The following is a 14,984-nucleotide window of genomic DNA, read 5'->3' on the forward strand; positions in this document are numbered from 1 at the left end:
ATGCAAAGAACTATCCATGTTCATAAAAATGATAATGCTATCTTACGCGTCGCTTTTTTATTTACTCTTTCATTCGCGCTGACTGGCTGCGCGTTGACCCGTGTCTCTGCCAGTTCACATGACAAAGACGTCGATAAACTAAATGTTATTGGTTTGGATCTGGATGCTGCAAGACAAAGAGCAATCGTGGACGGTTTTGCGTGCAGTAAGGATGCAAACCTCAATCTGGTGCAAACCGAAAGCGGCAATCATAAATGGTTACAAACGGAATGCAGTAAAAAAAGCCTGGAACTGTTCTGCCCACAAATGCGGTTTATAGTACTCAATGTTGACCCCAATACAAATAAAGTTGTTGATGTGGGGAAATATATTAATCAGCATACTTGTTTCTGAATATGACTCGGGCACCAACACCAGTAGGACCTCTGTGATATCGATGTCCCCTTCTGTCTCCACTTCGATTCAAGAGTACCGGATTGTATTGATCCTATGAAAATAATATAATATCTGCATATTTTTAATGATAATCGTTACTGTGTAGCGGATAGTCGACTGCCAGATAAAACTTGAACCAAATCAAAAGTTTTATCTGCAATAATCACTTGGGGTTATGATGAATGATTTAAACCGTTTTTACTTTGACTTACCACAATGGCTAGGTAAGAGTGAAGGCATTCATCGACAATTTATTGGTAACTTTATATCTTGTCTCCATGATGAACAATTACAAGTAATACTGAACCCAGCTAATTTCCCTTGTTATGGTCTTAAAAGACTAGCAATTAAAAATTCCATCACATTCTCTTTTCATTCATATAATAATGACAAAAATGTTTTCTCGATAAAAGAATCGCCTATATATGGACTGTACTCTGTAGATAAAAATGGATATTCGGGGTGGGCAGATATTTGCGTCAATTTTAGCTCATATGTCGATAAAATAAATAAAATAGACAGTGATAGTGCCAAAAATATCATTGGCGAGAAACGGGAATTTTTTAGGGAGACAAAACTCTCCAAGCATCAACAGCCGCAGAACCACGTTGTTCTCCCCTCGGATTACCTGTTTTTCCCCATGCAGGTCAACTCTGATTCGGTTACCGATCATGAGAACATCAGCGCCATGGATGCATTAGACTATGTTGCGGCATTGGCTAAAAAGACAAATCGAACGTTGGTAATCAAACGCCACCCGATGTGTAAATCCAGAGGTATTGATGCCAAGATTGCGTATCTATTAGCAAGCAACGAGAATGTTATGTCTGTTGATGCAAATATCCACGAATTAATTGAAGGGAGCTCTGCCGTTATCGCATGTAATTCTGGCACAAGCATTGAAGCCTTGATTTTAGGCAAACCAGTTTATTGCTTTGGTCGGAGCGAATGGTACGAAGCTACACATAAAATTGAAGTCTTAGAAGATTTCGATGCCATATTTTTGAATGATAAACACAGTACCATGTCTGCTTTCCAGGAAAAATTGATAGCATACTTATTATCTGAATATTGGATTCAGTTTGATGATATTGAGTCTATTAAGACAAAAATAAAATACTGCATAAGCCTCTATGAGAGCAACTACGGTGATGACTTCATTGACAACCATAATGATGGTGAATGTTATGTCAGGAGTTTTTTGAATGCCCAACGAGAGATCGCGATCCTGAAGAGAAAGCAAAAGAAGTATAAGAAAGATTATGAATTATTATCTTTTGTAATGCGATTTGTCCTATTTTTACCCTTTAAAGCTACACTTACTATGCTGGGAAGGAACAAAAATCATTGATTCTGAGGGCGTGATGGAAATTGCTGGCTCAGAATCCTACTATTTCATCGCATACAGGATACAGAAACATGGCTGACTGGAACCCTTCGCTTTATCTCCAATATGAGACCGAACGTTCAAGACCTGCAGCTGAATTGCTCAGCAGAGTCGCGCTGGAGAATGTCCGCTCAGTCGTCGACCTCGGCTGCGGCCCGGGTAACAGCACCGCATTGCTACATCAACGTTGGCCATCAGCAAAAATAACAGGCGTGGATTCGTCTCCGGCAATGCTGAGCGAAGCGCGTAACGCGTTGCCTGGCTGTCATTTTATCGAAGCGGATATTAGCGCATTTCAGGCAGAAGAGCCTGTCGATCTGCTGTATGCAAACGCATCTTTACAATGGGTTCCCGATCACTATCAGCTGTTTCCCCACCTGGTCTCTCTGCTGGGCAAAGATGGCGTACTGGCCGTACAAATGCCGGATAACTGGCTGGAGCCAACGCATGTTCTGATGCGTGAGGTCGCCTATGAACTGGGTTACCCCGATCGCGGCCGCGCACCTCTTCCCGGAGTGCATGCGTATTATGATATTTTGACTGATATGGGCTGCGATGTTGATATCTGGCGTACAACCTACTATCACATTATGGAATCACACCAGGCAATTATCGACTGGGTGAGTTCTACAGGGTTACGTCCATGGTTGCAGGACCTGAGTGAAAGCGAACAGCATCGCTATCTGGCGCGCTACCATGCATTGCTGCAGGAGCAATATCCGCTGCAAGAGAATGGGAAAATACTGCTGGCGTTTCCGCGGTTGTTTATCGTTGCTAAACACAATTCTTAATCACTGACCGTCAATTATCAGCCTTTTTATACCAGGGGCTGATAATTATTGTGAATTCCCCATGCGCGCCCTCGCCTTTTTACGATGAGGATCTAGTGATGAAGCCAGTCATCTGCTAGTGTCTGAGAACGTTAACTGACGGGGGTTGTCATGTCTAAAGTCTACATTGGCGGTTGTCTGTGTGGCTCTATTCGCTTTACCGCGACGAGCCCTAATAATTCGCATACCTGCTCGTGTGATATTTGCCGCAAGCATACCGGTGCACCAACTGTCGTCTGGATTGAATTTAATGCTGAAAATGTAGAATGGACGGGAAAAGCGGGTAAACCGACGACCTGGCGTTCTTCAGAAACCTCCAGTCGTGCTTTTTGCCCTCAATGTGGAAGTTCAGTTGGTGCCATTGATGACGCTCCGGTAATTGCGCTATTAGCAGGCGTTTTTGATGATCCCAATGATGAAGATCTGGCCCCCGAGTTTCATTCATTTACCGATATGCAGCCTGCGTGGTGGCAAAGAGAATTCGGCTAAAGCCGCACTGCCCGGCGCATCAAGTCTCACCTGTTCCTACCGTTAAACAATGAGGGCTGGTCGCGCGACCAGCTCTACCGGATGTTATGTCAGCTGGTAATGCTTATCTGGCATATGTTTCGCTGGTACAGCGGTTTCATCATTCATCTGCAGCAAATCGATTTCAATTGCATTACAAATCGCATCGAGTGGCAGATCATTATTCTCTGTACCAAACGGATCTTCGAGCTCTTCGGCTAGCGTATCGAGCGAGATAAAGGTATAGGAAATAAGCACCGAGATGAATGGTGTCATATAGTGTAAATCCACCACTAACGCGAACGGCAACATAATACAAAACAGATATACCGTGCGATGAAGGATTAAGGTGTAAGCAAACGGGACTGGCGTGTTCGCGATACGCTCACAACCTGCCAGCACTGCCGACATATCATTTAACCTGTTGTTTAAACTGTGAAATAATATATCAGATAGCTGCCCATTTCGTCTGCGAACGGCCAGCCATTCACCCATCAGCAGCAGAATGCGGTTTGCCGGAGATTGGGACGCAAAGACGGTCTGTAAATCGCTCTCGCTGAGGTATTTCGTCAGGGGTTCCGCTTGCGGTTGTCGACGTAACGTCATACGCAGGCAATGGGCAAATGCGATTTGCAAACGAACGAACTGCCCCAGTTCGGCATCATCTGGTAAGGTCGTTTTCACCTCGCGCAGAAGTGAACGGGAAGCAATCATCAACTGCCCCCACAAATGTCGGGCTTCAACATAGCGTGAATAACAGGCGTTGTTACGAAAGCCTAAGAAGATTGCAATTGCGACACCGAGAATGCTGAACGGTGCCAGGGTAAATTTGATACCCAGCATCGTATACCATGGCAGCATGATGATAACGGCAATGGAGAGCAGGAAATTCAGCAGCAAGCGTGAAAAGATTTTGGATAATACCGAGCCATGCCAGACGAATATCAGGCGTAGCCAGTGTTGTTGGGGGCGAACGATCATGGTTATCTTCGGAAAATGTGAAAGCCGGGACATTAAACGTGATCGCGATCAATGTTGCAAGCTTATAGCAACACTATCTCAACATCTTTTCCTGCTGACCCTACTCTGCACTGAAGCTACAGATGAGTGGTATTTTAAAATAGCACATTGTATGTTGTAACTAAGTAAGATCGATAAAAAACCCGGCCTGAGCCGGGTTAATGTATTAGCACAGTGGCTTAACAGCTTCGCGCATGCCTTTTGCCAGGATAGAATCCAGATCAGCAGAAACCTGTTCTACCAGGCCGGAAACCTGTGTCAGATCCTGTTCCCAGTGCTCTTTTACGGCCAATACCGCGTTGACCAGCGCTTCGGTCGTAATCTGGCGGTCACGATGCTGAGCCCACAACACCTGGAAACGCTCCATCCAGTGTGCATCATCCTGAACTGGATAAGATTCACCGTTACGCTCACCGCGGTAGAAGGCAATCAAGGCTGCCAGGGCGAATGTCAGACGCGGCGGCAGTTGGCCGCTGGCCTTCTGCCCTGCCAACAGCTGCGGCAGAATACGGGTGCGGAATTTGGTCATGCCATTAAGCGCAATCGACAATAGTTGATGCTTAATGTACGGGTTGCAGAATCGGCCGGTTACCGCACTGGCAAATGAAGCCAATTCATCGCGCGGCAAATCCAACACCGGAATAATCTCTTCATAGATGGCTTTCTCAACGAAGGCGCGAATTTCAGCATCATTCATTGCTTCACCCACGGTATCAAGCCCTGCCTGCCAGGCGACCGGTACCAGTGCAGTGTGCGCACCGTTGAGAATGGCGACTTTACGCTCTTTATACGGCTTGATGTCATCAACAATCAGAACGTTCAGCGGGTATTTATCGAGGCGAAGTTCGGTGGCTAATGATTTTGGCCCCTGAATAACAAACAGATAGAAGTGTTCTGCGGTATCAAGAAACGCATCATGATAACCCAGTTCAGCTTCAAGCTTCGCAACTTCATCACGTGGGTAGCCGGTAACAATACGGTCCACCAGCGTAGAGCAAAATGCGTTTGCCTTGTCCAGCCACTGTACAAATGCTTCCGGCAACGCCCACTCCTGAGCATAACGCAGAACCAGTTCATGTAGCGCTTCACCATTGTAATCAATCAGCTCGCAAGGAATGATAATCCAGCCTTTATCAAGCGCACCATTGAAATGGCTATAGCGTTCGAACAGCAGTCGGGTCAGTTTAGCCGGATAACTCACCGCTGGCGCATCATCAAACTTATCACCCGCGTGGTAGCTGATACCCGCTTCCGTGGTGTTAGAGAAAACAAAACGCATTTCAGGATTATGCGCCAGCTTCAGGAACTCATCGTATTCGCTATAGACGCTGATTTCGCGGTTGACCGAACGAATTAAACGGGCATCGCTGACGGCTTCGCCCTTTTCATTCAAACCACGAATGATGGTGGTATAGAGACCATCCTGGGTACTCAGTGACGGCGGGAAGGTACTTTCGATAGGACGAACAATGACCACACCAGCGTTCAGATCGGTATGTTCATTCAGCAGATCAACTTGCCAGTCAACAAAGGCGCGCAGGAAGTTTCCTTCACCAAACTGAATAATGCGTTCAGGATAGTGAGCACCGGGAAAATCGCGACGATTTAGTGTTTGCACAATGGGTTCCCTTTTTGATTAGTCATACAACCTGATTGAATTGGTCTAATAGGTTAGCAAACTTTAATACAATGAAACCCTGTTTTGATCAATCACCGGTGACAAATTAGAGCGTTTTATAAAAAAGTGTGGTCCCGGCCAGTGTTCCATCGGGCATTTTTGCATAGCCAGGGATGACCCCTGCTTTTTGCCATCCACAATTGTGGTAGAACAACTCGGCGGCGCTGCCTGTAGACGTATCAAGAACCAGGAGGGTTTTCCCTTCATGACGTGCGCAAATTTCCAGTGTATTCATCAATTCCCTGGCGATCCCACACCGCCGTGCAGAGGTATGAACCAGGAGTTTGGCAACGTCTGCACGATGAGGCTGGTTTTCGGGTTGATCGATAATGAGCTGAACGGTCCCAATGAGCGTCCCTTGCGCATTTTCACCCCCCAGAACAATGCGTTCTCCACAAGAGACACTTTGCGCAACACGCGTCCAGAAAGGCCGTGACTTATCGCGGTTAAAAGGAAGCATAAAACTGACAGATGCGCCATCGTTCACGCACTGTTCAAGGACATCACTAAGCTCGTCGATTCTCGACAGGATCTGTTCCGCGCTCAGTATAAAGCAGGGAGTGTTGATAGCCATTTGGTCTCCTTAGATTGACCCCTTCATACTGCAATTAACAATTACATAACACAAGGAGTCGAATCATAGGATTATGTTATCTATGGCTTATTCATTTGCAGCACTAACCAGTGGTAGATAACAGTGACAACGTAACGTTGCTGTTGCTCGCTCAACGGTTGCCCCTGTGGTATATCATGCCATTTGGCCAGACATCCCCTACAGCACGTCGCCGTGGCATGTTGAGCGATAAACACCGGATGTCCACGCATCGGCGTTTGCTTTCCATCATTGGCCGGAAACGCGGGTGCCAATCGCTTAGCAATAAAATCGGCCGCATGTTGTTCAATGACCGGCGCACCTTTTTCCAGACAATATTGTCTTTCTTTCTGACCGAGACGAAACCGCGATCGAAAAGTCGATTTCGTCAGTCGGGCAAAAAGCGGGTCGAGCGTGTTCATCAGTAAACCGAGCGCCCTAACTGTTGAGTTAATTGTTCCAGTACCGCAATACCCGCCAGCGAGTTCCCTGCGGGATCCAGCTCCGGACTCCAGACCGCAATCGCCATCTCATGCGGCACGATCGCCACAATGCCACCACCGACACCCGATTTCGCCGGCAGACCTACCCGCCAGGCAAATTCCCCGGCATTTTGATACATACCGCTGGTCGCCATTAGCGCGTTAATCTGCCGCGCCTGCATCGGCGAAACCACCGGCTCGGTGAGGTGGAAAGCGTTCCCTTGATTCGCCAGAAATACGAAGGTCCGCGCCAGTTCCACGCAGCTCATTTTCAGCGCGCAGTAGTGAAAGTAATTTTGCAGAACGGTCGTCACATCGTGATGAAAATTGCCAAAGGACTTCATCAGCCAGGCAATTGCCGCGTTGCGGGCGGAATGCTCAAACTCAGAGCGAGCAACCGTCGTATCATAAGCGATATCAGAAACGCCGCTTAATGCACGTACCACTTCCAGCATTCGTTGCCGTGGTGCACTCAGCCGACCTTGCAACATATCGCAAACCACCAATGCCCCGGCATTTATAAAAGGATTACGCGGTATACCCTGCTCCATTTCCAGCTGCACCAGCGAGTTAAATGGATGACCGGAAGGATCTTTGCCAACACGTTGCCAGATCTCGTCTTCCTGGTAATGACGCATTGCGACAACCAGGCTAAGCACCTTTGAAATCGACTGAATAGAAAAACGTTCTTGCGCATCCCCCGCCTGATAGTGCTGACCATCAACGGTGCAAATGGCAATACCCAGTTTTGACCCATCGACGGAGGCTAATGCAGGAATATAATCGGCGACTTTTCCCTGACCAATCAGCGGACGAACCTGCTGCACAATGGTCTCTAAAATTGAATTGTCCATGGCCCTGGCCACAACATGCTCCTTGCTCGCAGGTATGAAAGGCCTGCGAGTATAACAGAGCTGAATACACAGCGTCAGGCCGGAAGACGGAATCTGGCAACGGCCTGCATAAGCTGATGAGATTCATGATGTAACTGTAGGGAGGAATCAGATGCGGCGTTCACCAGATCGCTGGTCTGTCGGGCTTCGTTATTCAGAGCCTGAAGCTGACTGGTCAACTCGTGAATACGCGTTCCTTGATTCATCGTCGCAGCAGAAATGTCATTCAATAAGGCACCAAGATTTTCCACCAGCGATATAACCTGTTGTAGGTTGTCATCGAGTCCGTTCACCGCATGAAAGCCCTCATCTATACCCGCTAAGGAATGATGAATCAGCGCCTGAATATTCTGCGTGGACTGACTGCTTTTTCTCGCCAACAATCCCACTTCTTTTGCAACAACCGCAAATCCACGCCCTTGCTCACCAGCATGCGCAGCTTCAATCGCCGCATTTAACGCCAGAATATTGGTCTGAAACGCGATGCTGTCAATCAGTGAGATGATCCCGCGCATCTCTGATGAACGGGCAACAATCGCCTGCATCGACGCATTTACCGTTGCCATCATCCGGTCGCCACCCGCAGCAATATCCCGCGCCTGAACGGCGCGTTGATTCGCCAGTTGAGCAAACCCACTGTTATCCTCAACATGTGTTTCCAGAAACGAAATATGTGATGTCACCGTATTTAGCTCATCGCTCTGTTTCGCGGATTGCTGATACAACTGTTTATTGCTTTGTGTAAGCTGAGTGATATTCCCCACCATTGAGGTAGTCGCGTCATTCACCTGCTGCACCAGCATACGTAGCCCATGCTGCATCGCGTCAATACGTGAGCTCAGTTGTGTCACTTCACGATTAAACTGGCTCACCTGGGGTGCCGGACGGGAAAGATCGCCAGCCGCTAACACATCAATATGATCGATCAGCCGTCTCAGTGGCGCGATGACCCAGCGGGACATACTGCGCCAGACCAGTACCGCAATCGCCACCAGCACAAGAGGAATAAATAAAAAGAGCTGCTGTAAACGTTCAAGACTGGTCAACAGCTGCTCTCGCCCTTTTTCCGCTTGCTGGCCACTGTCTTGCTGAAAGCGTGCATAATTTTCATTAAAGTCTGTCTGAAACGCCTGCACAGGTACGGCAAAAAATGCATCAATACTATTGGATTGCATTACTCCATCTGCCTGCTCCTGAATACCGCTATAAAAACGCTGATAGCTCTCCATCAAGTCGGCAGCCTGATGCGGACCCATTGCAAGCCAGGCATCCCACGCCGTTTTTGACTGCGTTAACGCATGCTGAGCCTCTTCCATTAACGGATGCCAGCTCCCTTCCGAGCCGGTAGCCGCATCCTGCATAAAGTAAACGCCGGCACGATTAAGTAAGTCGCTGGCCGATAACAACGCCACCCTTGCTTGATCGATCTTCGACTGTTGCAAGAGCACCTGCTGGTTATGCTGTTCATTTATCTGCGCGTCCCTGACAGAGGTTGAGAGCATAAGCGAGGATGCAATCTGCAAAACAGAGAACAGCGCAATAATACAAATAATACCGGTTAACAGACCAAACTGACGGGGGATCAGGCGACGAAAAATTTGCGTTATGTTCATATTACTCTTCTGTATCAAAGCGTTAGACTCGAGTTTACGCAGAGTAAATGACAAATTTATGGCAGAAATAAGACGGATGCCCCTGCTGAGGCACCCTGGCTATCAGAGACGGTTTTTCCAGACGGTTTGCACATTGCAAAACTCATGCAGGCCAAAGTGAGAAAGTTCACGGCCAAAACCGCTTTTCTTCACGCCGCCAAAAGCAACACGAGCATCACTGGCACTGTAACCATTAATAAACACGCCACCACACTCCAGACGGGCCGCCATAGTTTGTGCCAGTGCCTCATCCGCGGTAAACAACGTGGCCGACAAGCCGAACTCGCTGTCATTAGCCAGTGCTAATGCGTGCTCAGCATCCTTCGCGACGGTAATCGCCGCAACCGGGCCAAACAACTCCTGACGAAATGCCGTCATTTCCGGCGTAACATCACCCAGCACCGTCACGGCATAGTAATTACCCTGACCGGCGATCTTTTCCCCGCCGAGAAGTAAGCGCGCCCCTTGCGCCAGTGAGGCTTCAACCTGCTGATGCAGTTCATCCCGCAGATCAAAACGTGCCATTGGGCCGAGATCGTTCTCTTCATTTAGCGGATCGCCCATTTTCAGTGCGCTGGCTGCCGCCACAAAACGTTGGGTGAATTCTGCGGCAATACCCTGTTCAATAATAAAGCGCTTCGCTGCGGCACAAACCTGCCCGGTATTCTGATAACGCCCTGCCACTGCTGCTTTGACGGCTAAATCAAGGTCTGCATCATTAAGCACGATAAACGGATCGGAACCTCCTAACTCAAGCACGCATTTCTTCAGTGCAGCACCGGCCTGAGCGCCAATCGCAGCCCCTGCCCGCACGCTGCCCGTCACGGTTATCGCTGCGATACGCGGGTCATTAATCATCTGGCTAACCCCGGCGTTATCGGCATTAACCCAGCCATATACCCCAGCCGGTATTTCCGCATCGCTAAACACCTGGGCGATAATTGCGGCACAGCCGGTCACATTTGGTGCATGCTTTAACAAATAACCATTTCCGGCCAGCAAAATCGGTACGGCGCCGCGCATAACCTGCCAGAGCGGGAAATTCCACGGCATGATCGCCAGAATAGTCCCCAGGGGACGGTACTCAATCACGGCCTGGTTATTCTCAACCTGCGTTGCCTCGGTACTGAGCATCGCTGGCCCATGTTCAGCGTACCAGTCACATAATGCCGCAGACTTTGCCACTTCCGCACGAGCCTGCCTTACAGGCTTACCCATTTCACGCGAGATACACTGCGCCATCTCTTCGGCGCGGCCACGCAGCGCCTGTCCGACCCGACGCAACATCTGTGCGCGATGGACGACGGTCGTGTGTTTCCATTCATTGAATCCCGTCGCCGCCAGATTCAGCGCGTGGGTAATCTCATCGGCGCTGGCCCACGGCATTGCCGTCAGCATTTCGCCACAGGTCGGGTCAACGGAAATAGCATGTGTTGCTGCTGTGATGGTCATAAGTGCCTCTCTTTCTCGCAAGGTATGGTTATATCATGCGCAGGTTTACTCTTCCTGAAAAATGAATAATATTAACCATACCATTCACGAATAGAGAAAATTATGGACCTGACGCAACTGGAAATGTTCAATGCCGTCGCAGAGACCGGCAGCATCACGCAGGCAGCGGCGAAGGTGCATCGCGTGCCGTCCAACCTCACAACGCGTATTCGCCAGCTTGAAGCGGACCTTGGCGTCGATCTGTTTATTCGTGAAAATCAACGTCTGCGGCTTTCTCCCTCCGGGCACAATTTTTTGCGTTACAGCCAGCGGATCCTGGCGCTGGTAGAAGAAGCGCGGATGGTGGTCGCAGGAGATGAACCACAGGGATTGTTCTCTCTGGGGTCGCTGGAAAGTACAGCCGCCGTACGTATTCCGGCCACACTTGCCGAATATAATCAGCGCTACCCTAAAATCCAGTTTGCACTGGCAACAGGGCCGTCAGGTACCATGCTGGACGGTGTGCTGGACGGTACGCTGAACGCCGCTTTTGCCGATGGCCCTATAACCCATCCAGGTCTTGAAGGAATGCCGGTGTACCGTGAAGAGATGATGATTGTCACCCCACACGGACACCCGCCCATCAAACGAGCCAGCGATGTGAATGGTTACAATATCTATGCTTTTCGCGCCAACTGTTCATATCGCCGCCATTTTGAAAGCTGGTTTCACGCCGATCGTGCGATGCCGGGCACAATCCATGAGATGGAGTCCTACCACGGCATGCTGGCCTGTGTGATTGCGGGGGCGGGAATCGCGCTTATTCCGCGTTCTATGCTGGAAAGCATGCCAGGCCACCATCAGGTCAATGCCTGGCCGCTGAGCGAAAACTGGCGTTGGTTAAATACGTGGCTGGTCTGGCGTCGGGGGGCGATGACGCGACAGCTGGAAGCATTTATTGAGGTACTGGAACCTCAGCTGTCGCAGAATGCGGATTAACTGGCGAACGTCAGATGGCAAGGCAGTTGTTCAAGCTGCTGCCGTACCTCTTCATTGAGTCGGGCATCGGTCACGATATCCGTCAACGCATCCAGATGTGTGACGTTGAAAAGTGACCATGCACCATATTTTGAACTATCTGCCAGCAGGACGCGACGTTTGGCGTTTGCAACCAGGTCACGCTTCAGACCGGCCTTTTCTTCCGTCGGTGCGGTGATCCCGCGGGCCAGGTCCCAGCCGTTACAGCTTAGAAACGCGATATCCGGCCACACGTTTTGCAGCAGTTTACGCCCGTGCTCGCCGATACAGGACTGGCTGGAGTCATCAATGCGCCCGCCAATGATCGTCACTTCAATTTGTTTGAACTCAGAAAGAAATAGCGCAATGTGCAGATCGCTGGTGATGACGCGCAACGGCAGATGGGTAAGCTGGCGCGCCAGTTCAATCATCGTCGTTCCCGCATCCAGGACAATGGCGTCCCCGGCTTTCACCAGGCTTGCCGCCGCGCTGGCAATAGCCTGTTTTTCCATCAGGCTACGCTGCATTTTCTCATGAGTGGTCGGTTGCGAAGGGATAAACCGGTTAAGCGTCACGCCGCCGTGAGTTCGGCTGATAACACCTTCCTGATCGAGTTTAATCAGGTCGCGACGAATGGTCGCCGGCGAGGCCTGAGTCACAGCAACAAGCTGTTCAACCGTTGCCAGATTATGCCCTTTCAGATAATCCATAATCTGTTCTAACCGATTATATCCCTTCATTTTAATCCCGCGTAATTTGCATTGCTAACTGGATGGACACGGCCATGCTCTCAGACTTGGCTTTACCTGTCCAGGCAATATCAAACGCCGTGCCGTGGTCTGCAGAAGTGCGAATAAATGGCAATCCGGCGGTGATATTCACCCCATCATAGAATCCCAGCAATTTTAGCGGAATATGGCCCTGATCGTGATACATCGCCACCACCATGTCATACATACCTTCGTGGCACTGCATAAAGACAGTGTCCGGTGGGCAAGGCCCGGTGACATTCAGCCCCTGCTCCCGCATAGCCTGTACCGCAGGGCCGACTATGGTCATCTCTTCATCACCAAACAGACCGTTTTCCCCGGCATGGGGATTAACGCCTGCTACCGCAATACGTGGATTATCAAACCCGACACGACGCAGGAAATCATCCGCGACCCGAATGACTGTTTTCACACGCTGTTCACTGAGCGTATCAAGGAATTTACGCAGTGCAATATGCGTGGTGACATGAATCACTTTAAGCTGTTCGGTATACAGCACCATTGCGTAGTCTTTGCTGTTAGTCAGTTGCGCCAGTAATTCGGTATGGCCGGGATAATGATGTCCTGCCATGTGCAGTGCTTCTTTATTCAGCGGCGCCGTGGCAATGGCTTTCACTTCCCCGCTGAGCGCCAGCGCGGTGGCACGCTTAATACAGCGGTATGCCAGATCGCCAGCCTGTGCCTGGACCACGCCCGGTTCAAGCGCAGCAGGATCGGCAAGGGGTTCATCAATTACATTGATAACACCGGGGGCGAATTGTGCCTGGGTTACGTTATCGATCACCCGAAGGTCCACAGGCGGCGTGACGTTTAATGCCTGGATGCGCCTCAGCGTTTGTGCACAACCCACAACCACGACCGGCGCGCCAGACAACTCTCCCTCCACCAACGATTTAATAATGATCTCCGGTCCAATACCTGCCGGGTCGCCCATGGTTACCGCAATCGTGTTATTCACTCATTTTCTCCTCGATATAATTCAAAACCTGACGCAGAGTGGTTTCATCACCGAATCCCCCTGCTTTTGTCATAACCGGGCGTTGCCAGTAGCTACCGGCAAGATGGCCGTACGGCACACACTGGGCCACACGGTCGGTAATACGAAATCCTGTTGCCTCCAGCGCATCCGCGATCGCCATCGCGACATCACCGCCGGAAAGATACAGCGCCCCAGGTGAGGCTTCGTGCAGCACCTGGCGGGTAAGCTGTCCAAGAAACTGGCAGATTGTTTCACCGAGCTGCGCGCGGCTCATCTGCAGGTGTGCACACAGTTTTGCAATATGATGGCGTGCTTCGATGTCTGGGCAGGTGTGAACGATGCAGTGTTTACCTGAGATGAGAACCCTGACGATACGCTGCACATACTCTGTCCGGTTACCACTGAAGATATTTTCGATATCAATGAATACAGTCTCCACCCGCGGGTCCTGACACACTGCAGCAATCTGTTGTTGAGCGATTTCACTCATTGAACCCACTACCGCCAGTAAACACTGGGAGGACGGTGTCCGGACATGGCGGGCCAGCGCGTCACAGATCCCGGCAGACCCTACCAGCAGCGGCGATTCCTCCTGCATCAGCGCTTCCGAAGCAATAACATCAAGATCGGTCTGCGTGCGGGCATCCACCACCCAGATTTGTGGCGTTTTCGCAACAGGCTCTCTGAGGTGCTGCAGATAGTCGCTCAGAGACATTGCCCGACACGCAATGACTGTTTGCGCCTGTAACACCTCACAGATATCGGCGCTAATAACCGGCGTTTTCGGATCGCTGGCAAATTCAGTCTGCGTTACGGGAATACCGTTAACGAGGCACTGCCCCTGCTCAGTGGTACGCCCGGCTGAGGGACAAGCCAGCGCCACGATGGCCCGCTTTTTACCTGTAATCCGCATTAACGCGTCCAGTTCGGCCCCTGGGTTTCCGCGCAAAGTTGAATCCATTTTCTTAAGCCACTGCGTCTGAGGGCCTGCCTGACTGGCAAGAGCCAGCTCACTTACTCTGGCGGCGGCCTGCTCTGCTTCCAGCGCACGACTATCCGTGTTGATGACCAGCACATCTGCATCATCGGCACTGGGCAATGTGAAAGCGACATTCACCGTCATACCCGTCAGCGCCAGACTTACCCCCGCATCATTACCACCAGTAAAGTCGTCGGCAATCACCAGTACCTTCGGCCTTGCTACCTGTCTACTCATCCATGCTCCGGGTTGTTGTATGTTGATAATGATTATATTCAATCACATTTGATTAAATGTGAGCAAGCTCAAGTTATTCGGTTCCGAGATAAATT

General features: G+C 50.0%; 15 protein-coding genes. 5 read left to right on the forward strand and 10 right to left on the reverse strand.

Annotated features, from left to right (window positions below):
* From NNO03_RS03815 to NNO03_RS03830, 4 genes are all read left to right on the forward strand, one after another.
* Positions 1 to 393: a hypothetical protein gene (locus tag NNO03_RS03815; protein ID WP_271442117.1), complete on the forward strand. Its 393-nt coding sequence runs from the start codon at positions 1 to 3 to the stop codon at positions 391 to 393.
* Between the two features lie 217 nt (positions 394 to 610).
* Positions 611 to 1,786, forward strand: coding sequence for a hypothetical protein (locus NNO03_RS03820; protein WP_271448861.1), 1,176 nt, complete (start codon positions 611 to 613; stop codon positions 1,784 to 1,786).
* A gap of 68 nt (positions 1,787 to 1,854) precedes the next feature.
* Positions 1,855 to 2,613, forward strand: a complete 759-nt coding sequence (tam, locus tag NNO03_RS03825) for a trans-aconitate 2-methyltransferase (RefSeq protein ID WP_271448862.1) — start codon at positions 1,855 to 1,857, stop codon at positions 2,611 to 2,613.
* Positions 2,614 to 2,763: 150 nt separating this feature from the next.
* Positions 2,764 to 3,141: a GFA family protein gene (locus tag NNO03_RS03830; RefSeq protein WP_271442120.1), complete on the forward strand. Its 378-nt coding sequence runs from the start codon at positions 2,764 to 2,766 to the stop codon at positions 3,139 to 3,141.
* Positions 3,142 to 3,225: 84 nt separating this feature from the next.
* Here the strand turns inward: NNO03_RS03830 and NNO03_RS03835 are convergent, their stop codons facing one another.
* The 7 genes from NNO03_RS03835 to sad form a co-directional block, all read right to left on the reverse strand.
* Complete coding sequence (locus tag NNO03_RS03835; protein ID WP_271448863.1) at positions 3,226 to 4,140, reverse strand: bestrophin family protein; 915 nt, start codon at positions 4,138 to 4,140, stop codon at positions 3,226 to 3,228.
* Between the two features lie 205 nt (positions 4,141 to 4,345).
* Positions 4,346 to 5,797: a tagaturonate reductase gene (locus NNO03_RS03840; RefSeq protein ID WP_271442122.1), complete on the reverse strand. Its 1,452-nt coding sequence runs from the start codon at positions 5,795 to 5,797 to the stop codon at positions 4,346 to 4,348.
* Between the two features lie 106 nt (positions 5,798 to 5,903).
* A complete protein-coding gene (locus NNO03_RS03845; protein WP_271448864.1) occupies positions 5,904 to 6,431 on the reverse strand; it encodes an N-acetyltransferase in 528 nt (175 codons plus the stop codon).
* A gap of 80 nt (positions 6,432 to 6,511) precedes the next feature.
* Positions 6,512 to 6,871: a DUF4186 domain-containing protein gene (locus tag NNO03_RS03850; protein WP_271448865.1), complete on the reverse strand. Its 360-nt coding sequence runs from the start codon at positions 6,869 to 6,871 to the stop codon at positions 6,512 to 6,514.
* The gene (gene glsB, locus NNO03_RS03855) at positions 6,871 to 7,797 is read right to left on the reverse strand and encodes a glutaminase B (RefSeq protein ID WP_271448866.1); all 927 of its coding nucleotides are present in this window, start codon (positions 7,795 to 7,797) and stop codon (positions 6,871 to 6,873) included. The genes NNO03_RS03850 and glsB overlap by 1 nt, the downstream gene beginning before the upstream one ends.
* Positions 7,798 to 7,859: 62 nt before the next feature.
* On the reverse strand, positions 7,860 to 9,437 hold the full coding sequence (locus NNO03_RS03860; protein ID WP_271448867.1) for a methyl-accepting chemotaxis protein: 1,578 nt from the start codon (positions 9,435 to 9,437) through the stop codon (positions 7,860 to 7,862).
* 102 nt (positions 9,438 to 9,539) lie between these two features.
* Positions 9,540 to 10,928 (reverse strand): succinate-semialdehyde dehydrogenase, encoded by a 1,389-nt coding sequence (sad, locus tag NNO03_RS03865; RefSeq protein WP_271448868.1) that lies wholly within the window; start codon positions 10,926 to 10,928, stop codon positions 9,540 to 9,542.
* Between the two features lie 102 nt (positions 10,929 to 11,030).
* Between sad and NNO03_RS03870 the strand changes: the two genes are divergently transcribed.
* Complete coding sequence (locus NNO03_RS03870; protein ID WP_061067887.1) at positions 11,031 to 11,906, forward strand: LysR family transcriptional regulator; 876 nt, start codon at positions 11,031 to 11,033, stop codon at positions 11,904 to 11,906.
* Here the strand turns inward: NNO03_RS03870 and NNO03_RS03875 are convergent.
* From NNO03_RS03875 to NNO03_RS03885, 3 genes are read right to left on the reverse strand one after another with little or no spacing between them, the layout of a single operon-like run.
* Positions 11,903 to 12,664 (reverse strand): DeoR/GlpR family DNA-binding transcription regulator, encoded by a 762-nt coding sequence (locus NNO03_RS03875; RefSeq protein WP_137383087.1) that lies wholly within the window; start codon positions 12,662 to 12,664, stop codon positions 11,903 to 11,905. The genes NNO03_RS03870 and NNO03_RS03875 overlap by 4 nt on opposite strands.
* A gap of 1 nt (position 12,665) precedes the next feature.
* Complete coding sequence (locus tag NNO03_RS03880; RefSeq protein WP_271448869.1) at positions 12,666 to 13,652, reverse strand: D-threonate 4-phosphate dehydrogenase; 987 nt, start codon at positions 13,650 to 13,652, stop codon at positions 12,666 to 12,668.
* Complete coding sequence (locus tag NNO03_RS03885) at positions 13,645 to 14,889, reverse strand: four-carbon acid sugar kinase family protein (RefSeq protein ID WP_271448870.1); 1,245 nt, start codon at positions 14,887 to 14,889, stop codon at positions 13,645 to 13,647. Before NNO03_RS03885 ends, NNO03_RS03880 begins: the two co-directional genes overlap by 8 nt.
* Positions 14,890 to 14,984: the final 95 nt, after the last annotated feature.

It is taken from the genome of Citrobacter sp. Igbk 16, assembly GCF_028069755.1.
GTDB lineage: Bacteria > Pseudomonadota > Gammaproteobacteria > Enterobacterales > Enterobacteriaceae > Citrobacter.